A 19726-nucleotide genomic window follows, 5' to 3' on the forward strand; every position below is an offset into this window, starting at 1 on the left:
TGGAAACGACAGCGTCATGACAGCCGCATCCGCCGACATCAGAATCTACAGGGAAGAAAGACCGAAGGAACGTCATGGCTTCGTTCAGATCGTTCTTCCTGTCTCCGGGCGTCTGCTGATCGATGTGGCCGGACGGCAGGACGAATTGTCGACCGGACGCGGCGTGTTCATCCATCGCGATGCGCCGCATACGCAGGAAGCGACGGCAAGCAACCACTCGCTGGTGGTCGATATCGATGAAGGCGCCCTTCCCGAGCAAACGCTCGAGAAATTCGTCCGCTCGCCGTTTGTCGACATAGCGCAGGATACGCGGCAGTTGATCGCCTATATGCGCGGCGTCATCGGAACAGAGGGGCGACGCGACGATATCGCCGGCCTGTGGACGCCACTTCTGGTCGACAGCCTTGCCAACGAGAAAGTCGACATCCGCCAACGCCTGCACAGGCTCGTTGCACTGGTCAGGGCTGAGCCGTTCTTCCCCTGGACTATCGAGATGCTCGCCTCCTGCGTGACGATCAGCGACAGTCGCCTGCATGCGCTGTTTCTCGAGGAATTCGGCCTCCCTCCTCACCGTTGGCTGGCCGGGCTGCGCATGGACAAGGTCTGTGCATTGCTCACCAATTCCACCCTGCCTATTGCCGAGATCGCTTTGCGGGCCGGCTTTTCCGACCAGACTGCACTGACGCGGGCCATGCGCAACGCAGTGGGTGAAACGCCCGCAGCCTACCGTCGAACCTACGGGGTTCATTAAAACCGCCAGCGCATCACGTCAGGAGTTTTTGTCAAGACAGCCGCAGAGGGCTGTGGCACATCGCAGGAAAATACGAATGCGGATGTGACATGACATGAACAGAACAGGTCTCGGTGTTTTTTACGGCATGCTGGCGGGTGCGCTCTGGGGCGGTATATTCCTCGCGCCGAAACTCGTGCCGGATTTTTCCGCGCTGCAACTCTCGACGGCGCGTTATCTCACCTACGGGCTGATTTCCCTCATCATCATCGGGCCGCGACTGAAAAGGGTATCGGCCCATTTCGGTACGCGGGAATGGATCGCGCTCGGCTGGCTGAGCATGATTGGCAACATCGCCTATTATGTCTTCATATCGACGGCAGTGAAGCTGAGCGGTGTCGCCTTCACGTCGATCATTATCGGCTTCCTGCCGGTCGCCGTCACCATCATCGGCAGCCGTGATCACGGCGCGGTGTCGCTGAAGCGGCTATGGCCATCGCTCGTTTTCGGCGCAATCGGCATTGTCGGCATTTCCTGGCAGTCGCTGACGGAAAACGACGCTGGGCTGGACATGTCACGTATCATCGGCCTTGCCTGTGCGCTGGGTGCGCTGGCGTCGTGGACGGCTTTCGCTGTTGGCAATGCCCGCTGGCTCTCCCGCCTCCATGACGTCAGCGCCGACGACTGGAACATGATGACGGGTGTGGTGACCGGCGCTCTTGCGCTCGTGCTCGCCGTTCCCGCCTTTGGCTTCGGCGGCGAAAGCCATAATTTGGGCGACTGGCTGCATTTTGTGGCTGTTGCAGCCGGGCTGGGTTTCACCGCCTCCATTCTCGGCAATGCCCTATGGAACCGCATGAGCCGCCTTCTGCCGCTCACCATGGTCGGGCAGATGATCCTGTTCGAAACGCTGTTTGCGCTGCTTTACGGTTTTCTCTGGGAAGGGCGTGGCCCGACACTGATTGAGGTTGTGGCAATATGTTCGGTGGTGCTGAGTGTCGTGCTTTGCATGCGGGCGCATCGGCCGGAGAAGGTTGTGGTGTGATCGGTTGAAGGCCGCGAGCAGGCGGCAGAGCCATTTCACAAGCCTCGCCTCCTACTCACGTCATCCTCGGGCCCGTCCCGAGGATCCAATCACGTATCGTACAATCGATAGGTTGCAGATGCTCGGGACAAGCCCGAGCATGACGGTGGAGAGAGTGTATATCGCCCGATGCAGCAACCTATGTTGCCGAACCTTTGTCCCTTACTCCGCAGCAGCCAGCAGCTTTTTCTCGCGGGCCGCACGCAGGCGCTCAAAATCGTCGCCGGCATGGTGGGAAGAGCGTGTCAGCGGGCTGGAAGAGACCATCAGGAAGCCCTTGGTATAGGCCACCGTCTCGTAAGACTTGAATTCCTCCGGCGTAACATATGCCTCGACCTTGTGGTGCTTGCGGGTCGGCTGCAGATATTGACCGATGGTCAGGAAATCCACGTCGGCGCTGCGCAGGTCGTCCATCAGCTGCAGCACTTCGTTACGCTCTTCACCGAGGCCGACCATGATGCCGGACTTGGTGAACATGGTGGGGTCCAGTTCCTTGACCCGCTGCAACAGGCGCACGGAGTGGAAATAACGCGCGCCGGGGCGAACAGTAAGGTAATTGCCCGGAACGGTTTCCATATTGTGGTTGAAGACGTCAGGCTTGGCGGCGACGACACGCTCCAGCGCACCGGGCTTCTTCAGGAAGTCGGGCGTGAGGATTTCGATGGTCGTCGTCGGAGACGCGGCGCGGATCGCCCATATCACCTTTTCGAAATGTTCAGCACCGCCATCGGCGAGATCGTCACGGTCAACAGAAGTGATGACGACGTGGGACAGACCCATCTGCTTGACGGCCTTGGCGACATTTTCCGGCTCATTCATATCGAGCGGATTGGGCTTACCGGTGGCGACGTTGCAGAAGGCGCAGGCACGGGTGCAAATCTCACCCATGATCATGAAGGTTGCGTGTTTCTTGTCCCAGCATTCGCCGATATTCGGACAGCCAGCTTCCTCGCACACGGTTACCAGCTTGTGGCTACGCACCAGCTCGCGCGTCTCGTGATAGCCCTTGGAGGTCGGCGCCTTGACGCGAATCCATTCCGGCTTGCGCATGACCTCGGTATCGGGCTTGTGCGCCTTTTCCGGGTGGCGGATACGCTTTTCGTCGGACGACGTCCTGTCGAGAATAGTGACCATAAAAACCTGCTTCCATCGCCCTTGGCGATCCAGACATCTTTGGTGCGATGCTTTAGAACAATTCCAGAAAAAGCGTAAGCCCCTTCCGGTCACGAAGCTTTGTCAGCGCCGCACGAGCTTTGCCATGAACAGCAACAGGCTTGCGCCAAGGAACGACGTCACGAAATAACCGAGCCTGCTATCCTGCACGAAGACATCAAAGGTTCGCAGCACCGCAACGGCAACCACCGAACCGACAATACCAAGCACGATGTTCATGAAAATGCCGAAACGCATGTCCATGAGCTTGCCCGCAAGCCAGCCGGCGAGGCCGCCGATGATGATTGCTGCAATCCAGCCTACACTTTCCATTCCCACGCTCCCTGAAACAACAGCCCGCCTTAAGGCTGCATCGAGACATATGGGACGCCCGGCAAGGTTAGACAATGCCGGGCATCACGCGGCACTTATGCGTTGAGCACACGCCCATAGGCGTCGAGCACGCTTTCCTTCATCGACTCCGAAATGGTCGGATGCGGGAAGATCGTGTGCATCAAATCTTCTTCTGTCGTCTCCAAATTCATGGCGACGACGAAGCCCTGGATGAGTTCGGTGACTTCAGCGCCCACCATATGCGCGCCGAGCAGCTCGCCGGTCTTCTTGTCGAAAATGGTCTTGACCATGCCCTGATCTTCGCCGAGCGCGACAGCCTTGCCGTTCGCCGCAAAGGAGAAACGGCCGACGCGGACATCGCGGCCCTGTTCCTTCGCCTTGGCTTCGGTGAGACCAACCGAGGCAACCTGCGGGTTGCAATAGGTGCAGCCGGGGATCTTCAGCTTGTCCATCGGGTGTACATTCGGCAGACCGGCGATCTTTTCGACGCAGATGACAGCCTCGTGCTCCGCCTTGTGGGCGAGCAGCGGCGGGCCGGCGACGTCGCCGATGGCGTAGATGCCGGGAACATTGGTCTTGCCGTAACCATCGATGACGATGAAACCGCGATCTGTCTTCACGCCGGCGGCCTCAAGGCCGATGCCTTCGATATTGGCGACGACGCCAACGGCGGAAATCATCCGGTCGGCGGTGATCTTCTCGGAAGAGCCGTCCTTCTTCTCGAGCGTCGCGGTGACAGAGTTCGCGCCCTTCTCGACTTTGGAAACCTTGGTTTCCAGATGAATTTTCATGCCCTGCTTTTCAAGCTGCTTCTTAGCGAAGGTGGAGATTTCCGCATCTTCAACCGGCATGACCTGGCTCATGATTTCAACGACGGTCACGTCGACGCCCATGGTGCGGTAGAAGCTGGCGAACTCGATGCCGATGGCGCCCGAGCCCATGACGAGCAGCGACTTCGGCATTTCTTCCGGCTTCATCGCCTCGAAATAGGTCCAGATCAGCTTGCCATCGGGCTCGATGCCGGGCAGCGCGCGCGGGCGCGCACCTGTCGCGACGATGATGTGCTTGGCAGTGTAAGTGCCCTCGCCCAGCGTGTTCTTCGGCACGGGCCCCTGCGGCTGCACCACCGGCTTGGTGGACTTGCCGACGACGATCTCGCCCGGCTTGGTGATCTTGGCTTCACCCCAGATGATATCGACCTTGTTCTTCTTGAACAGGAAACCGACGCCGTTGTTCATGCGAGCGGCAATGCCGCGCGAGCGTGCGACGATGGCCTTCACGTCCGGCTTGATCGAGCCTTCCAGCGTCAGGCCATAATCCTTGGCATGGGTGGCGGTATGCATGACATCGGCGGTGCGCAGCAACGCCTTGGTGGGAATGCAGCCCCAGTTGGAGCAGATGCCGGCCAGATGCTCGCGCTCCACGACGGCAACCTTCATGCCGAGCTGGGCTGCGCGGATCGCGGCAATGTAACCGCCCGGTCCCGAACCGATGATGATGACGTCATATGATTGAGCCATTGAAAATCCTGCCTTGTCCTATCGGGTCGGGAGCAGCGCCACGACCGGGAATTGTTCCTAAAGTCCGAGCATCATGCGGACGACGGGCTCCAGCCCGCGCCCGATGGCCCGCGTATTTTCAGCATCGAGATGGACGCCATCCACCGGCGTCGTGTGCGCCACGGAACCCGCATCGAAAAAGCCGCAATCGAGCTCGTCGGCGAGATCACGGTAAACGGACGCGAGCATTGCTGATTCATCGATCGCATCGCGAAAGATCGCGCCCATCACGGGGTTGGCCGTCTCGCACAGTTGCGGCGGCGCGACGATCAGCACATCAGGCGCCTCCCAATCGGCCACCTGCCAGACATGGTGCCGCGTGAGCTTCACCAACCGTTCGACACCCTTCATGGCGACAATCGCCGATCCATGGATCGAAGGCTTCATGTCATTGGTGCCGAGCATGATGATGACGAGATCAAGCGGCGCATGGCTGTGCAGCAACGTCGGCAGAAGCCGCGCACCGTTGCGGTCACAATCGGCCGTCAAATCGTCATAGGCGGTGGTACGGCCGCCCAGACCCTCGTGGATCAGATGCACGTCGGAACCGAGCGCCTTCTGCAAGACGCTCGGCCAAAGATCGTCATGGCTGTGCCGGCCACCCGTTTCCGCATTTGATCCCCAGGTGAGGGAATCGCCAAAGCAGAGGACCGATTTCACCATCTTACTCTCCGATCAAACCAGCATACCCATCGGGTTTTCGATGTAGCGCTTGAACGCACCGATCAGCTCGGCTCCGAGCGCGCCATCGACGCAGCGGTGGTCGGTGGAAAGCGTGACCGTCATGACATTGGCGATCTTGATCTCGCCGTTCTTCACGACTGCCCGCTGTTCGCCCGCGCCAACCGCCAGAATGGTGGCATGCGGCGGGTTGATGACGGCGGAGAAGCTTTTCACGCCCATCATGCCCATGTTGGACACGGCGGTCGTGCCGCCCTGATACTCCTCGGGCTTCAGCTTGCGCTCCTTGGCGCGCTTGCCGTAGTCCTTCATCTCGTTGGAGATGGTGGAGAGCGACTTCTCTTCCGCCTTGCGGATGATCGGCGTGATCAGGCCACCCGGAATGGAAACGGCAACGCCGACATCCGAGTGCTTGTGCTTGACCATGGCGCTTTCGGTCCAGGAGACGTTGGCGTCAGGCACGTCACGCAGCGCCAAGGCGAGCGCCTTGATGACCATGTCGTTGACCGACAGCTTGTAGACCGGCTTGCCGTCCTTTTCAGGCGCTGCCGCGTTGAGCTGGGCGCGCAGTGCCAGAAGCGTATCCAGTTCGCAATCGACCGAAACGTAGAAATGCGGAACCGTCTGCTTGGATTCGACCAGACGCTTGGCAATGACCTTGCGCATGCCGTCATGCGGCACGAGCTCGTAGGAGCCCTCTTCGAACAGCTTGAGAACGGCTTCGTCCGACTGGCCCTTGGCGAGCGCCGGAGCCGGTGCACTTGGCGATGCTGCGGCGGCAGGAGCAGCCTTCGCACCGCCGGAAGCGGCAGCCTTTTCCACGTCGGTCTTGACGATGCGGCCATGCGGGCCGGAACCGGAGACGGCCGAAAGGTCCAGACCCGCTTCCTTGGCGAGACGGCGTGCAAGCGGCGACGCGAAGATGCGCTCGCCGGACTTGGAAACCGGGGCCGGGGTGGAAGGTGCCGCTGCCTGATCGGCCGCCGGCTTTTCAGCCTTGGCCGGTGCAGCTTCTTCTTTTGGCGCTTCGGCCTTAGCAGCTTCCTGCTTGGGAGCTTCCGTCTTGGCAGGCGCGGCATCGCCGCCCTTTGCCGCCTCGGCCACATCCTCGCCATCAGCGGCGAGGATTGCAATGAGGGCATTGACCTTGACGGCTTCGGTGCCGGCCGGAACGACCAGCTTGGCAACGGTGCCCTCGTCGACAGCTTCCACTTCCATGGTTGCCTTGTCGGTCTCGATCTCGGCGATCACGTCACCGGGAGCGACCTTGTCGCCTTCCTTGACCAGCCACTTGGCCAGATTGCCCTCTTCCATCGTCGGAGAAAGGGCAGGCATGGTGATGTTTATCGGCATCGAAACGCCTCCCCTTACTTGTAGCAGACGGTTTTGACGGCCTGAACGACTTCATCGACGTTCGGCAGAGCCAGCTTTTCGAGGTTTGCCGCGTAAGGCATCGGAACATCCTTGCCGGCGATCGTCAGGATCGGCGCATCGAGATAATCGAAAGCGGCGCGCATGACCTGGTTGGCGATGAAGTCACCGACCGATGACTGCGGGAAACCTTCCTCGACCGTGACCAGGCGACCGGTCTTCTTGACCGATTCGATGACGGTGGGCAGGTCCATCGGGCGGATGGTGCGCAGGTCGATCAGTTCGACATCGATGCCGAGCTTCTCGAGTTCCGCAACCGCCTTGATGGCATAGGTCATGCCGATGCCGAAGGAAACGATGGTCGCATCCTTGCCCTTGCGGTGAATACGCGCCTTGCCGATCGGCAGCACGAAATCATCGAGCTTCGGCACTTCGAAGCTCTGACCGTAGAGAATTTCATTCTCAAGGAAGATGACCGGGTTCGGATCGCGGATAGCCGCCTTCAGCAGACCCTTGGCGTCGGCTGCCGTGTAGGGCATGACGACCTTGAGACCCGGAATATGGCTGTACCATGCGGCGTAACATTGCGAGTGCTGCGCGCCAACGCGGGCAGCAGCACCGGACGGACCACGGAATACCATCGGCGCGCCCATCTGGCCGCCCGACATATAAAGCGTCTTCGCAGCCGAGTTGACGATCTGGTCGATCGCCTGCATGGCGAAGTTGAAGGTCATGAATTCGACGATGGGGCGCAGCCCTGTCATCGCAGCGCCGACACCGATACCGGCAAAACCGTGCTCGGTGATCGGGGTGTCGATGACGCGGCGCTCGCCGAATTCCTGCAACAGGCCTTGGGTAATCTTGTAGGCACCCTGATATTCGGCGACTTCTTCACCCATGACGAAGACTTTTTCGTCAGCGCGCATTTCTTCGGCCATGGCGTCGCGCAGCGCTTCACGCACCGTCGTCATCACCATTTCCGTACCGGCAGGAATATCCGGATCGGCAGCGACTTCGATCTTCGGGGCTGCCGGAACCTTGGCGGATTCCTTGGCAGCGCTCGGCTCTTCTGCGGCTTCGCGGGTCTTGCCGCCAGCGGCATCAGAACCGGAATTTGCAGCTTCAGCCTTCGGTTCTTCCTTCTTGGTAGAGGAAGAGATGTCGTCGGCGCTCTCGCCTTCCTGGATCAGAACGGCGATCGGCGTATTGACCTTGACGCCTTCGGTGCCGGCGTCGATCAGCAGCTTGCCGATAACGCCTTCATCGACGGCTTCCACTTCCATGGTCGCCTTATCGGTCTCGATTTCGGCAATCACGTCGCCGGAGGTGACCTTGTCGCCTTCCTTTTTAAGCCACTTGGAAAGCGTGCCTTCCTCCATGGTCGGGGAAAGGGCAGGCATAAGAATTTCTACAGGCATGGGTTTCCCTTTCCCGATCAGAGCAGAATGTCGGTGTAGAGCTCGGATACATCCGGCTCGGGGTCGTTCTGGGCGAAGTCGGCGCTGTCGGCAACGATATCACGGACATCCTTGTCGATGGCCTTCAATTCATCTTCGCTTGCCCAGCCCTGCTCCAGAAGCCGTGCCTTGACCTGCTCGATCGGGTCATGTTCGGAGCGCATCTTCTGCACTTCGTCCTTCGAACGATATTTCGCCGGGTCGGACATGGAGTGACCACGGTAACGGTAGGTCAGCATTTCCAGAATGATCGGGCCCTTGCCGGAACGGCAATGTTCCAGCGCCTGATCGGCGGCGGCCTTTACGGCACGCACATCCATGCCATCCACCTGAACGCCGGGAATGCCGAAGGACTGGCCACGCAGCGAATAGTTCGACTGGGCGGTAGCGCGGGCGGTCGAGGTGCCCATGGCGTAACGGTTGTTCTCGACGATATAGATGATCGGCAGTTTCCAGAGGGCAGCCATGTTGAAGCTTTCGTAGACCTGACCCTGGTTGGCCGCACCGTCACCGAAATAGGTCACGGAGACGTTGTCGTTGCCGCGATATTTGTTGGCAAATGCGAGACCGGTTCCAAGCGAAACCTGGGCGCCAACGATGCCATGGCCGCCGTAAAAATGCTTCTCCTTGGAGAACATGTGCATCGAGCCGCCCTTGCCCTTCGACAGGCCGCCGCGACGGCCGGTCAATTCGGCCATGACGCCACGTGCGCTCATGCCCAGAGCCAGCATGTGGCCGTGGTCACGATAAGCGGTGATGACCTGATCGCCTTCCTTCTGCGACATCTGCATGCCGACGACAACGGCTTCCTGGCCGATGTAGAGGTGACAGAAACCACCGATAAAGCCCATGCCGTAGAGCTGGCCAGCCTTTTCCTCGAAGCGGCGGATGAGCAGCATTTCACGGTAGGCGTGAAGTTCGTCTTCCTTGGAGAAGTCGGGGCTGTTCTTGCCGGTGAATTCGGTTGCAGCCTTTGCCGTGGTCTTGCGGCCGGATACGGTCGCTGGTTTTCGCGGCGCCATTCATCCCTCCCTGAGTTGCCATTTGAATGGATAGAGTGGCGCGTACCATATGCAAGAAAATGCCATGCAGCAATGCTTTAAACGCATGGCACATATTCACGCTAAGATGCTGTGAATAAATCACAAATGTTAAATTAACTCGATTTCGGTTAATCAGAAATATGCGTTCATGATGACGATTTCGTCCGTTCGGGACATATTCAGCTGGTAACGCGAAATCTCGTCGATCATATCCCGCTCCAGCGAACCGTCACTCAGCAATTCCACCTGCCGCTCCAGTGCCACACGCGCCTGCGTAAGCTTTTGAAGCTCGGCAGTACGAGTAATACGCTGCCGCTCCAGCCGCTCCGTCGCCTGCAGGCCGAAATCACCGTGGATGGAATGATATCCGAAGTAGGAAAGAAAAGCGATCGTGATGGCCGGAACGATCAAACGGCCGAATCGTCTCTTTTTATGATGTCTGGTCCACATGCCGGAGAGAAGCCTTAAAACGCATAACGTGAGTCTCAAGACTAAAGCGGATTGTTTAACTATCCGTTGACCTTAAATAGCGAACGGCACATCGGCATGAAAAAGCCCGCCGGAAGGCAGGCTTAAGAGGGAGATGAGACCGTCAAACTCTCCTTCGTCATGCTCGGGCCTGTCCCGAGCATCTGCAACGTATCGAATTGACGAGACGTTGGCAGATCCTCGGCACAAGGCCGAGGATGACGCGGAATGTGTTGCTAGGCCTGATACCAATCCCGTCGCGGGCAGTAACCACCTCCCTCAAAATGAGGGCGAATTATCCGCGCAGGATCGAACGACCGGCGTAAGCAGCCTGCGGGCCCAGCATTTCCTCGATGCGGATCAGCTGGTTGTACTTTGCAAGCCGGTCGGAACGGGCAAGCGAGCCGGTCTTGATCTGACCGCAATTGGTGGCGACCGCGAGATCGGCGATGGTGGAATCTTCGGTTTCGCCCGAACGGTGCGACATAACGGCGGTGTAACCGGCTTTGTGTGCGGTTTCGACCGCATCCAGCGTCTCGGAGAGCGAACCGATCTGGTTGACCTTGACGAGGATGGAGTTTGCAACGCCCATCTTGATACCGTCACGAAGACGCGCAGAGTTGGTGACGAAGAGATCGTCGCCGACGAGCTGGCACTTGTTGCCGATGAGATCGGTCAGCGTCTTCCAGCCTTCCCAATCGTCTTCGGCCATGCCGTCTTCAATGGAAATGATCGGATATTTGGCGACGAGTTCCGCCAGATATTCCGCCATAGCGCCCGGCTCTAGAGTGCGGCCCTCACCTTCGAGAACGTATTTTCCGTCCTTGAAGAATTCGGTCGAGGCACAGTCAAGACCGACGAACATGTCGTCGCCCGGACGGTAACCGGCCTTTTCAATCGACTTCATGATGAAATCGAGCGCGGCCGGTGCACTTTCGAGACCCGGTGCGAAACCGCCCTCGTCGCCGACATTGGTGTTGTGACCCTGGGCAGCCAATTCTTTCTTCAGCGTATGAAACACTTCAGAACCCATGCGCACGGCTTCGCGGATGTTTTCCGCGCCAACCGGCAGGATCATGAATTCCTGGAAGTCGATGGGGTTATCGGCATGGGCGCCGCCGTTGATGATGTTCATCATCGGAACCGGCAGCAGATGCGCGTTCGGGCCGCCGACATAACGATAAAGCGGCAGGCCGGAAGCTTCAGCGGCAGCCTTGGCAATGGCGAGCGAAACGCCGAGGATGGCGTTGGCGCCGATGCGCGACTTGTTCGGCGTGCCGTCAAGCGCGATCATCATCTGATCGATCTGGATCTGGTTCTCAGCATCGAAGCCGCCGATGGCGTCGAAGATTTCCGTGTTGACGGCTTCAACAGCCTTTTCCACGCCCTTGCCGAGATAACGCTTGCCGCCATCGCGCAGCTCAACCGCCTCATGCGCGCCGGTGGAGGCGCCGGAAGGAACGGCCGCACGGCCCATGGAGCCGTCTTCGAGGTAAACATCGACTTCGACGGTCGGGTTGCCGCGGCTGTCGAGAATTTCGCGCGCGATGATATCGGTAATGGCAGTCATGGTCTCTCCCTTGGGAATGGAACAGATATTTTCCGTCGCCTGTCTTAGACGATGACGAAGAAATTACAATGACGGCGGGCGGCAGAAACGGAGCGCCCGCCATTAAAATCGATTGGCACAAATCAAACGCACAATCTCAGGCTTTGGTGATGGCGTCGAAGGCGAGGAGCTTTTCAAGCAGTTTCGGCATGTCCTTCAAATGCACCATGTTGGGGCCGTCGGACGGCGCATTGTCCGGATCCTCATGGGTCTCGATGAAGAGGCCGGCTACGCCGACAGCCACCGCCGCCCGCGCCAAAGTCTCGACGAATTCGCGTTGGCCGCCCGTGGAGCCGCCCTGCCCGCCCGGCTGCTGGACCGAATGGGTTGCATCAAAGATGACAGGTGCACCGAGCGAAGCCATGATCGGCAGCGAGCGCATGTCGGAAACCAGCGTGTTGTAACCGAAGGACGCGCCGCGCTCGCACAACATCACATTCGGGTTGCCGCTTTCATTCAGCTTGGCCAGCACGTTCTTCATGTCCCAGGGGGCAAGGAACTGACCTTTCTTGACATTGATGACGCGGCCGGTCTTGGCGGCAGCGACGAGAAGATCGGTCTGGCGGCTGAGGAAGGCCGGGATCTGCAGCACATCAACCACTTCGGAAACGATGGCGCATTGCTCTTCCGTGTGGATGTCGGTCAGAACGGGAAAACCGAACTCCTTCTTGAGATCGGCGAAAACCTGCATCGCGCTATCAAGGCCGATGCCGCGCTTGCCGGAAAGCGAGGTGCGGTTCGCCTTGTCGAAGGAGGACTTGTAGACAAGGCCTATACCCAGCTTATCGCAGAGTTCCTTGAGTACACCGGCGATCATGAAGGCATGGTCGCGGCTTTCCATCTGGCAGGGGCCAGCAATCAGCGAAAAACGTTCGCTGTTGCAGAAGGAAACCTTGCTGGCGCCATCGCCGGCGGTGACTTTGAGATTGTTCGTAACGCTCATCATTTTTCCTCGAAGGCGAAGGCAACGCCCTGACCCGGTGCTACGGGTGCCACCAGACGACCGCCCGCTTCCATGCTGGAAACGCCATTAGCAGCAAGCACCGCCGCTGTCACGGCAAGATCGCGAACGGAAAAGACGATGCCCGCGCCGCGCAATCCGCCTGCGCCTTGGCTGGACGCATCTATGGATGCGTCGCCGAAGGCAGGTTTTTCCGTCAATCTTATTGCGGCATTTGCCGTCGCAAACGTTCTGTCGCCGCTGGGGGACAAGGTGGATGAAAAACCAAACACCGCCTCGGCCAGCGCCCCTGCCCTCGCATCCGCGCCTGGGATCAGGGTGATTTCTGAAAGCCCTGTGACGCCGTTGGCATGGCGCTCCAACGCTGACCGGTCACCCGGCATGGCCTTGATCCGCTGGCAACTGAACATAAAAAAATCCGCAGCAGATCCGCTTGCCGCAAACGCCAATCGAAACGAGGCTTCGCTTTTCGATCCGTCGGGCATCTGCACGGGTCGCGAAAATTCGAAAATATCGCCGGCGGATAAGTTTGCGGAGATAAACCGCTGATGATCGGCAAAGGCGTCTTTCGTTCCAGCGACAAGGGCGGAGAAACCTTCTCCGTGGCTTGCCCTGAAGTCGCGATCCCGGCGGGTGAATACATCGCCATTCCTCACGGAATCACGATACTTAGCCGGATCATGAACAGCAAGCGGTTCAAGATAGGTGCCGTCCGCGAAGAAGACGCACGCATTCATCGTGCCGAACGGATGGATCGCCTGAGGCGCAACTGTGAAACCGAGGTTTGCCAGGCGCGCCGTGGCGACATCAATGTGGGCAACGGGCAGGACAAGATGATCGACGGGATAAGGGTTCAACTGAACGGCCTCCGCAGCTGGGAAATCCATCGCGCCAGAAAAGCACGGCGAGTATGAAGAGGCAAATGGTCGGCTCGGAACAATAGACGTTATCTCGAACTCCTTCCATGTGCGCATCAGGCATAATTGTTGACTTGTAAACAATCTATATATAGATTTTATCGTCGACTTACTGGGTTTGAAGAGGCTTCATGTGGGGGATATGATGCGGGCGGCCGTGCTCCATTTGAGAGAAACGGTTTACCTCTGGCAAAGCATGAAACGGGAATAACATGGATCAACTCCCCCGCAGGGCGACTGACGTCAATATCGACCGGCTGGAGACAGCGCTTGGTTTCCTCATCCGCCTCGCCCAGCTCAAGACCTATGACGATTTCTTCACGGCGCTCGGGGATTCGGGCATGCGGCCGGGGGAATTCTCGGTGCTTTTCGTCATCATGCATAACCCCGGCATTCGTCAGACGGCGCTCGGCCAGCGACTGATGATCAAGCGCGCGCACATGACCAAACTGATCCGTGCTTTCGAAGACAGGGGCCTGGTAACCCGCCGTGTTCCCGATGACGATCGCCGGGCCATCGAACTGACGCTTTCGGCGGAAGGCGTGGCGCATGTGCGCAAGGAGAGCGAGTGGTTCTTTTCGCACGAGGCGACGCTCGGCGCGGGCCTGACCGCGGCCGAGCGCGATCAGTTCATCGCCCTGCTACATAAATTTCTGGGCATGAACTTGGGAGAAACAGGCCGTGAATATTGATGAACTCGTCGCTATAGATGTGCATACCCATGCCGAGGAGCCGTGCTGCGGCCCCCGCGACGACGGTTATGATGAATTTCAGGCGGGTATGGCGAAATATTTCAAGAACCCCGCCGGCCACAAGGGCATGTTGCCGACCGTGCAGGAAACAGCCGCCTATTATCGCGAGCGTAAAATCGGCTGCGTGATTTTTCCGGTCGATGCGGAACGGGAAACCGGTTTTCGCCGATATGAAAATGAAGAGGTGGCGAAGATCGCTGCCGACAACAGCGACATCATGATCCCTTTCGCGTCGATCGACCCCGCCAAGGGAAAGGCCGGAGCGCGCGAAGCGAGGCGTCTGGTGCGTGACTTCGGGGTGAAAGGCTTCAAGTTTCACCCGACGATGCAGGGCTTTTACCCCAACGACCGCATGGCCTACCCGCTTTATGAAGCCATCGCCGAGGAAGGCGCAATCACGCTTTTCCATACCGGGCAGACGGGCGTCGGCGCGGGCTTGCGCGGCGGCATGGCAATGCGGCTGAAGTTTTCAAATCCCATCCATCTCGATGACGTCGCGGTCGATTTCCCCGACATGCCGATCATTCTCGCACACCCCTCCTTCCCCTGGCAGGAAGAAGCGCTCTCCGTCGCCACCCATAAGCCGAATGTCTACATCGACATGTCGGGCTGGTCGCCAAAGTATTTCCCGCCGATCCTGGTGCAATATGCCAATTCGCTGCTGAAACATAAGATGCTGTTCGGATCGGACTGGCCGGCGATGACGCCGGAGCGCTGGCTCAACGATTTCGCCAATATTCCGATAAAAGACGAGGTTCGTCCGCTGATCCTCAAGGAAAACGCAAAAAGGCTGCTGAAGCTCTAGACCTTAAGGACTACTGTCATTTTATGGGCCTCGGTTTTGAACCGGGGCTATCGTTTGCACGAATAAGCGCTCGGAAGGCGTCGGCAATCATCGCCAAAAGACAAAGGCCCACCGTTTCCGGCAGGCCTTCTTCATGAGCTCAAGCGTTTCCAACGAAAAAACTGGAAGCCTCACGGCTCCATCTCTTTGTCCGCGTCCTCGGGCTGCAAAACCCACTGACGCTCGTTTACCGGCCCTTCGCCGGGTCCCGCCGCGTCATCTGCACGGCGCAACCCGAACCTGTCAGGACGCTTTTTTGGTACGCCAGCTGTCCGCGTAATTGTCACGTGCTTCGGCCGCATAAGGCGTCGGCGAGACGCGGACACGGATTTCTTTCTGCTTGTGGCGCTCCGTCGAGGTCTTGCCAGAACCACCGTTCGGCTCTCCCCAGACAAGGGTGAGAACGTCGCCGACCTGAATATCGTTATCGACGATACCAAGCGAGAGCATGCAGCGCTCATTATACGAGTAGCCGGTGAACATCGACATGCCGACCTGCTTGCCCCCCTTCAAGATGATATCTGCTCCGGTCGAAGCGTAATTGGCCTGCGGGAAGTCGATCCATTTGTAATGGTCTTCGCCCGGACGGAACGCGGATGCGATGACATCCACCACATCTTCGGCGTTCCACTCGAAGGTGACCTTCTTGCGCTGCGTCTTACCTTTCATGACCTCCAGCGCCGACTTGCCGATGAAGTCGTCTTTTTTCCAACCAATATAGAAGTCGTAACCCAGCTCGAACGGGTTAACGTAATAATCCTCGATATTATCGGAAACGAAGCTGCCGCCGATCGCACCCGTCGCCTCATAGCTGTCGGCGCCCAGCCAGTCGCGATAGTCCTTCAACATGCCGTCGCCGGTGTAGATGCCCGGCAGTGGCGACGGGATCCAGCCCGATTCAAGCGTGTTGGTGGAATAGGCGCGGCTGCCGCAACGCACGAGATTGACGCCGGCTTCGTTGGCCGCGGCCAGAATGCAGGAGAGGATGTAGCTCTTGTCCTCATAGGGTCCCCAGACCTCGAGGCCTGGCGCGCCAGACATGCCGTGGCGCAACGCCTGCACCTTCTTGGAGCCGATATTGATCCAGTCGACGTGGAAGAACTTGATGTCCGGGATAGGGCCGCGGTTCAATTTCTCGAAAACTTTCGGCGCATCGGGGCCCTGTATCTGATAGCGGTAATGGGTGCGCAGCACGCGCTCGCCTTCCGGCCGCGACGGGGACCGAGGATCGTGTTTGATGCGAACGTTCCACTTGCCATAGGCCGCGCAGAACATCAGCCAGCTGGAGGTCGGCGCACGGCCGACGAGAATGAACTTATCCTGGCGCTCACGGAAAATGATGTGGTCGCCGATGACGTGGCCATCAGGCGTGACCGGCACGAAGTGCTTGGCGCGATTGAGATCGAAATTCGAGAAAGAGTTGATGCCGTGATGGGCGAGAAATTTTTCGGCGTCGGGGCCTTCGACGATCAGCTCATCCATATGATGGGACTGGTCAAACAGGACCGCGCCATCGCGCCAGGCAGCCTGCTCGGAGCGCCAATTGCTGAACTCTCCGGCAACGACAGGGTATACATACATGCCAATTTTTGAGTTTCGAAGCATTTCAACCGGGTTCGGATATTGCTTCAAAACCTCGGTCAGACTGGAATTCGCCATTCTAATCTCCTCCCTGGAAAACGCGTCTATGTATACATAGAAACGCCGGGCATTGATAAATTGCAAGCGGAAAATTTCGTCCTTTACGAGCGCATCGGCAAAAATAAAGGCGGCTCCGCAAGGGGCCGCCCTCATAATTCCCGCGTTCTCCGGGGCTTAGTCGCTGATCAGCGCCAGACCCGGCATCTGCGCGATCAATTCAGGCGCTTCGCGGATCATGTATTCAAGATTGGTGCGCGCTGTGCGGGAATGCTCCCGCGCGATCGCCTCCGCACGTGCGCCCTCCCGCGCAGCAATGGCCGCCACGATTGCCTTGTGCTGCTCCTGCGCACCCCTTAGCGAACGGCGAAACGCGCCGATATTCGCCTTGTCGGGGAGAAAAGCGGAGGGGGAAGCAAAAGGCAGCGAACTTGCCCGTTCCACCTCACGGCGAATCATCTCGCTGCCGCAGAGCGCCGCAAGCTGATGGTGAAACACCTGATTGAGCGCGGAATAGCGATCGAAATCGACGTCATCGACACGGTCGCCGAAGCATAGATCCAGCTCGCGTATCGTGTGGCCAATCTCCTCAAGCGCCCCCCTGGAGGCGCCACGTTCCGCAGCCAGCCGGGCCGCCGTGCCCTCCATAACACCTCGAATTTCAATGGCATCCACGACGTCCGCAAAACCGAACCGACGCACGACAAACCCGCCGCCCGGCAGACGGTTGAGCAACCCTTCCTCCGTCAGGCGTGAAAGCGCTTCGCGTACGGGCGTGCGGGAAATATCCAGAAGTTCGGCGGTCGGCACCTCAAAGAGCCGCATACCTCCTGGAAGCTCGCCACTCAGAATCTTCTCCCTGAGTTCGATCACCGCCCGACCGCCATGTGTTGCCGCATCGCCCTGCTTCATGCCACCCCTCCAACCTGCCGCCATCGCGTCGCAGCACCTGTTCTGCGATGTATACACCGCCTCCCGATCGTTGCGAGACACAATCTTCGCCATGGGTCTCAATCAAACAGGACAGCACAAGGTTTTCATTAAGCGATTGGAATCCCGCTACAGACCCGATCAGTGTATTCATCTACACTAATCAACGAAGCGGAGAAGATCAATATTTTGGGTATTTGGCAAATTTTCGATTGAACCAGCGAACCTCATGTATACATAATCAGACCTCGCCAAGGGAGAAAGCGATGGGATGGTCAAGTTTCTGGGAGAATCAGGCTTCGGTGGAACACACGGTTACGGCCGGCGACATAGTGAGCGGCTGGTCAATCGAGGTCATGCCACGCACGGCTGCAAAGATCGGCAACTTCAGAGATATTTTGCCCGAGGGAACGCGGGTTTATATCGCCCACATAGAGGGCACGCCGATTGCCGACATGATATCGACCGCAAAACGCCTGCACCATGAAGGCTTTCCGGTCATACCGCACATTCCGGCCCGGGGCATCGGGGGGAAAAGCGATCTGGAGGAATGGCTGAAGCGCTATCGGGGCGAGGCCGGCGTGACGCAGGCCCTGCTGCTCGGCGGCGGCCAGAAAGAAGCGATCGGAAGCTTCTCGAGCTCGATCGACATGATCGAAACCGGCCTTTTTGACGAGATGGGCTTCACGCACCTTCATCTGGCCGGTCATCCCGAGGGCAATCGCGACATCGATCCCGACGGCTCATCCCGCGCTGTCGATCAAGCCCTGCTGTGGAAGCAGAATTTTGCCGACCGAACAGGCGCCCGGCTCGCTTTGACGACCCAGTTTGCCTTCGATGCCGATGTCGTCACGGAATGGGCGACGCGGATCCGCGCGATGGGCGTCACGATCCCGATCCATGTCGGCGTTGCCGGCCCGACCAAGCTGCAGACGTTGATCAAATTCGCCGTCGCCTGCGGTGTTGGGCCGTCCCTGAAGGTGCTGCAGAAGCGAGCGCTCGATCTTTCGAGGCTTTTCGTTCCCTATGAGCCGACCGATGTCATCGCGGGGCTCGTTGCCCATAAGGCGGCTCATCCGGACAGCCTGATCGAGCAGGTTCATATCTTCCCGCTGGGTGGCATTACACCTGCCGCTGAGTGGATGAAGAAACATACATCATCAAGGACTTTCGCCCATGTCGCCTGAGAAAACATCTCTTCAGGCGGCATTGCCCTGTTGCAACGTAATCGCCCTTTCGGACAGATCAGGCCGTCGCATCCGGCGCTTTCAGCCTCGTAGCACGCTTTTCAAGAAAGGCGCGCAGGCGCTCCTCGGCTTCGGGGCTGGCTGCCGTGAAAGAGGAAATGAAGGATTCCACGAACAATCCGTCTTCCTTGGCCATATCCTGGATACGGGGAAGCGCATTGATTACCGCATAGTTCGACAGCGGCGCATTGGACGCGGCCGCGGTGGCCAGCTGGTGCGCCCTGACTAATGCCTCACCGCGCGGCACCACATATTGCACGAGGTTCCATCGCTCGGCTTCGACAGGCGAGGCAACGCGGCCCGTCAGCATCATGTCGCTCATGCGGGCAACGCCCATCAGTCGGGCGATGCGCACCGACCCGCCGCCTCCGACGAAAATGCCGCGCTGCCCCTCTGGAAGGGCAAAAAAGGCGCTCTCATCGGCAACGCGCAGATGGGTGGAGGCCGCAAGCTCCAGTCCGCCGCCGACCACGGCGCCGTGCAGCGCCGACACCCAGGGAATGGTGCCATGTTCGATCTGCGAGAAGACGGCATGCCAGCGGCGCGAGCCGCGCACACCTTCAATCGGCGTCTTGGAAATATGCTCGCCAAGATCGAGCCCGGCGCAAAAATGATCGCCATGCCCGAAGATAACGGCAGCGCGCGCTTCATTTTCCGCCCTCGCCGCGGCACCGGCAATGGCTTCAACGAAACGGTCGCTGATGGCGTTGCGTTTTTGCGGCCGGTTCAGCCCCACAAAGGCGATGTCGCCGCGCAATTCATAGGTGACGAATTCGTCTGTCGTTTTTTCGCTCATGGCGACGTCTCCGATAGTCCAGGCAAATGTACAATTAACTTTCCGCATTTTGTTTACAAGGATATTATTTTCTTGTAATCATTTTTTTGACAAAAGATTATTTGCATGGTCGCGTGAATGACGTCTGGGAGGA

19 protein-coding genes are annotated in these 19726 nt (G+C 58.7%); 5 read left to right on the plus strand and 14 right to left on the minus strand.

Annotated elements, in window-relative coordinates; all coding sequences use genetic code 11:
* Positions 1–16: 16 nt before the first annotated feature.
* Together PL597_RS08330 and PL597_RS08335 are read left to right on the plus strand one after the other, a co-directional pair.
* Positions 17–751, plus strand: coding sequence for a helix-turn-helix transcriptional regulator (locus tag PL597_RS08330; protein WP_269825701.1), 735 nt, complete (start codon positions 17–19; stop codon positions 749–751).
* A 94-nt stretch (positions 752–845) separates the two neighbouring features.
* On the plus strand, positions 846–1775 hold the full coding sequence (locus PL597_RS08335; RefSeq protein ID WP_271364946.1) for a DMT family transporter: 930 nt from the start codon (positions 846–848) through the stop codon (positions 1773–1775).
* 201 nt (positions 1776–1976) lie between these two features.
* On the opposite strand, the gene lipA is transcribed toward PL597_RS08335, so the two are convergent.
* From lipA to PL597_RS08390, 11 genes are all read right to left on the minus strand, one after another.
* Positions 1977–2948, minus strand: coding sequence for a lipoyl synthase (lipA, locus tag PL597_RS08340; protein WP_077982345.1), 972 nt, complete (start codon positions 2946–2948; stop codon positions 1977–1979).
* A 102-nt stretch (positions 2949–3050) separates the two neighbouring features.
* The gene (locus tag PL597_RS08345) at positions 3051–3299 is read right to left on the minus strand and encodes a GlsB/YeaQ/YmgE family stress response membrane protein (protein ID WP_063949028.1); all 249 of its coding nucleotides are present in this window, start codon (positions 3297–3299) and stop codon (positions 3051–3053) included.
* A gap of 95 nt (positions 3300–3394) precedes the next feature.
* On the minus strand, positions 3395–4840 hold the full coding sequence (lpdA, locus tag PL597_RS08350; RefSeq protein WP_271364947.1) for a dihydrolipoyl dehydrogenase: 1446 nt from the start codon (positions 4838–4840) through the stop codon (positions 3395–3397).
* Between the two features lie 57 nt (positions 4841–4897).
* A complete protein-coding gene (locus tag PL597_RS08355; RefSeq protein WP_271364948.1) occupies positions 4898–5542 on the minus strand; it encodes an SGNH/GDSL hydrolase family protein in 645 nt (214 codons plus the stop codon).
* A 12-nt stretch (positions 5543–5554) separates the two neighbouring features.
* Positions 5555–6913 (minus strand): pyruvate dehydrogenase complex dihydrolipoamide acetyltransferase, encoded by a 1359-nt coding sequence (locus tag PL597_RS08360; RefSeq protein ID WP_271364949.1) that lies wholly within the window; start codon positions 6911–6913, stop codon positions 5555–5557.
* 14 nt (positions 6914–6927) lie between these two features.
* Positions 6928–8349 (minus strand): pyruvate dehydrogenase complex E1 component subunit beta, encoded by a 1422-nt coding sequence (locus PL597_RS08365; protein WP_271364950.1) that lies wholly within the window; start codon positions 8347–8349, stop codon positions 6928–6930.
* 17 nt (positions 8350–8366) lie between these two features.
* A complete protein-coding gene (gene pdhA, locus PL597_RS08370; RefSeq protein WP_077982350.1) occupies positions 8367–9410 on the minus strand; it encodes a pyruvate dehydrogenase (acetyl-transferring) E1 component subunit alpha in 1044 nt (347 codons plus the stop codon).
* A 153-nt stretch (positions 9411–9563) separates the two neighbouring features.
* The gene (locus tag PL597_RS08375; RefSeq protein ID WP_077982351.1) at positions 9564–9881 is read right to left on the minus strand and encodes an FtsB family cell division protein; all 318 of its coding nucleotides are present in this window, start codon (positions 9879–9881) and stop codon (positions 9564–9566) included.
* Between the two features lie 313 nt (positions 9882–10194).
* Positions 10195–11469 carry a phosphopyruvate hydratase gene (eno, locus tag PL597_RS08380; protein ID WP_077982352.1) on the minus strand — a complete coding sequence of 425 codons (1275 nt, stop codon included), beginning with the start codon at positions 11467–11469 and terminating at the stop codon, positions 10195–10197.
* A 136-nt stretch (positions 11470–11605) separates the two neighbouring features.
* Positions 11606–12451 carry a 3-deoxy-8-phosphooctulonate synthase gene (gene kdsA / locus PL597_RS08385; protein WP_077982936.1) on the minus strand — a complete coding sequence of 282 codons (846 nt, stop codon included), beginning with the start codon at positions 12449–12451 and terminating at the stop codon, positions 11606–11608.
* A complete protein-coding gene (locus PL597_RS08390) occupies positions 12451–13356 on the minus strand; it encodes a VOC family protein (RefSeq protein WP_271364951.1) in 906 nt (301 codons plus the stop codon). Before PL597_RS08390 ends, kdsA begins: the two co-directional genes overlap by 1 nt.
* Positions 13357–13598: 242 nt before the next feature.
* On the opposite strand from PL597_RS08390, the gene PL597_RS08395 reads away from it, so the two are divergent.
* Together PL597_RS08395 and PL597_RS08400 are read left to right on the plus strand one after the other, a co-directional pair.
* Positions 13599–14078 carry a MarR family winged helix-turn-helix transcriptional regulator gene (locus tag PL597_RS08395; RefSeq protein WP_077982353.1) on the plus strand — a complete coding sequence of 160 codons (480 nt, stop codon included), beginning with the start codon at positions 13599–13601 and terminating at the stop codon, positions 14076–14078.
* Complete coding sequence (locus tag PL597_RS08400) at positions 14068–14943, plus strand: amidohydrolase family protein (protein WP_077982354.1); 876 nt, start codon at positions 14068–14070, stop codon at positions 14941–14943. The genes PL597_RS08395 and PL597_RS08400 overlap by 11 nt, the downstream gene beginning before the upstream one ends.
* Positions 14944–15225: 282 nt before the next feature.
* Here PL597_RS08400 and ligM read toward each other — a convergent pair whose 3' ends face one another.
* Both ligM and PL597_RS08410 read right to left on the minus strand, forming a co-directional pair.
* On the minus strand, positions 15226–16641 hold the full coding sequence (gene ligM / locus PL597_RS08405; RefSeq protein WP_173989023.1) for a vanillate/3-O-methylgallate O-demethylase: 1416 nt from the start codon (positions 16639–16641) through the stop codon (positions 15226–15228).
* Positions 16642–16797: 156 nt separating this feature from the next.
* Entirely contained in the window at positions 16798–17532 is a 735-nt protein-coding gene (locus PL597_RS08410) for a GntR family transcriptional regulator (protein WP_077982356.1), read from the minus strand.
* Between the two features lie 284 nt (positions 17533–17816).
* Between PL597_RS08410 and PL597_RS08415 the strand changes: the two genes are divergently transcribed.
* Entirely contained in the window at positions 17817–18737 is a 921-nt protein-coding gene (locus PL597_RS08415) for a methylenetetrahydrofolate reductase (RefSeq protein WP_271364952.1), read from the plus strand.
* A gap of 58 nt (positions 18738–18795) precedes the next feature.
* On the opposite strand, the gene PL597_RS08420 is transcribed toward PL597_RS08415, so the two are convergent.
* Entirely contained in the window at positions 18796–19593 is a 798-nt protein-coding gene (locus tag PL597_RS08420; RefSeq protein ID WP_077982358.1) for a crotonase/enoyl-CoA hydratase family protein, read from the minus strand.
* Positions 19594–19726 lie beyond the last annotated feature (133 nt).

The organism is Agrobacterium sp. ST15.13.013 (assembly GCF_027956525.1).
Lineage (GTDB): Bacteria > Pseudomonadota > Alphaproteobacteria > Rhizobiales > Rhizobiaceae > Agrobacterium > Agrobacterium salinitolerans.

Bases quoted from the DNA above. Each gene is read 5' to 3' on its own strand.
- PL597_RS08330 (WP_269825701.1), top strand. From the start codon at position 17: ATGACAGCCGCATCCGCCGACATCAGAATCTACAGGGAAGAAAGACCG.
- PL597_RS08335 (WP_271364946.1), top strand. From the start codon at position 846: ATGAACAGAACAGGTCTCGGTGTTTTTTACGGCATGCTGGCGGGTGCG.
- lipA (WP_077982345.1), bottom strand. From the start codon at position 2,948: ATGGTCACTATTCTCGACAGGACGTCGTCCGACGAAAAGCGTATCCGC.
- PL597_RS08345 (WP_063949028.1), bottom strand. From the start codon at position 3,299: ATGGAAAGTGTAGGCTGGATTGCAGCAATCATCATCGGCGGCCTCGCC.
- lpdA (WP_271364947.1), bottom strand. From the start codon at position 4,840: ATGGCTCAATCATATGACGTCATCATCATCGGTTCGGGACCGGGCGGT.
- PL597_RS08355 (WP_271364948.1), bottom strand. From the start codon at position 5,542: ATGGTGAAATCGGTCCTCTGCTTTGGCGATTCCCTCACCTGGGGATCA.
- PL597_RS08360 (WP_271364949.1), bottom strand. From the start codon at position 6,913: ATGCCGATAAACATCACCATGCCTGCCCTTTCTCCGACGATGGAAGAG.
- PL597_RS08365 (WP_271364950.1), bottom strand. From the start codon at position 8,349: ATGCCTGTAGAAATTCTTATGCCTGCCCTTTCCCCGACCATGGAGGAA.
- pdhA (WP_077982350.1), bottom strand. From the start codon at position 9,410: ATGGCGCCGCGAAAACCAGCGACCGTATCCGGCCGCAAGACCACGGCA.
- PL597_RS08375 (WP_077982351.1), bottom strand. From the start codon at position 9,881: ATGTGGACCAGACATCATAAAAAGAGACGATTCGGCCGTTTGATCGTT.
- eno (WP_077982352.1), bottom strand. From the start codon at position 11,469: ATGACTGCCATTACCGATATCATCGCGCGCGAAATTCTCGACAGCCGC.
- kdsA (WP_077982936.1), bottom strand. From the start codon at position 12,451: ATGAGCGTTACGAACAATCTCAAAGTCACCGCCGGCGATGGCGCCAGC.
- PL597_RS08390 (WP_271364951.1), bottom strand. From the start codon at position 13,356: ATGGATTTCCCAGCTGCGGAGGCCGTTCAGTTGAACCCTTATCCCGTC.
- PL597_RS08395 (WP_077982353.1), top strand. From the start codon at position 13,599: ATGGATCAACTCCCCCGCAGGGCGACTGACGTCAATATCGACCGGCTG.
- ligM (WP_173989023.1), bottom strand. From the start codon at position 16,641: ATGGCGAATTCCAGTCTGACCGAGGTTTTGAAGCAATATCCGAACCCG.
- PL597_RS08410 (WP_077982356.1), bottom strand. From the start codon at position 17,532: ATGAAGCAGGGCGATGCGGCAACACATGGCGGTCGGGCGGTGATCGAA.
- PL597_RS08415 (WP_271364952.1), top strand. From the start codon at position 17,817: ATGGGATGGTCAAGTTTCTGGGAGAATCAGGCTTCGGTGGAACACACG.
- PL597_RS08420 (WP_077982358.1), bottom strand. From the start codon at position 19,593: ATGAGCGAAAAAACGACAGACGAATTCGTCACCTATGAATTGCGCGGC.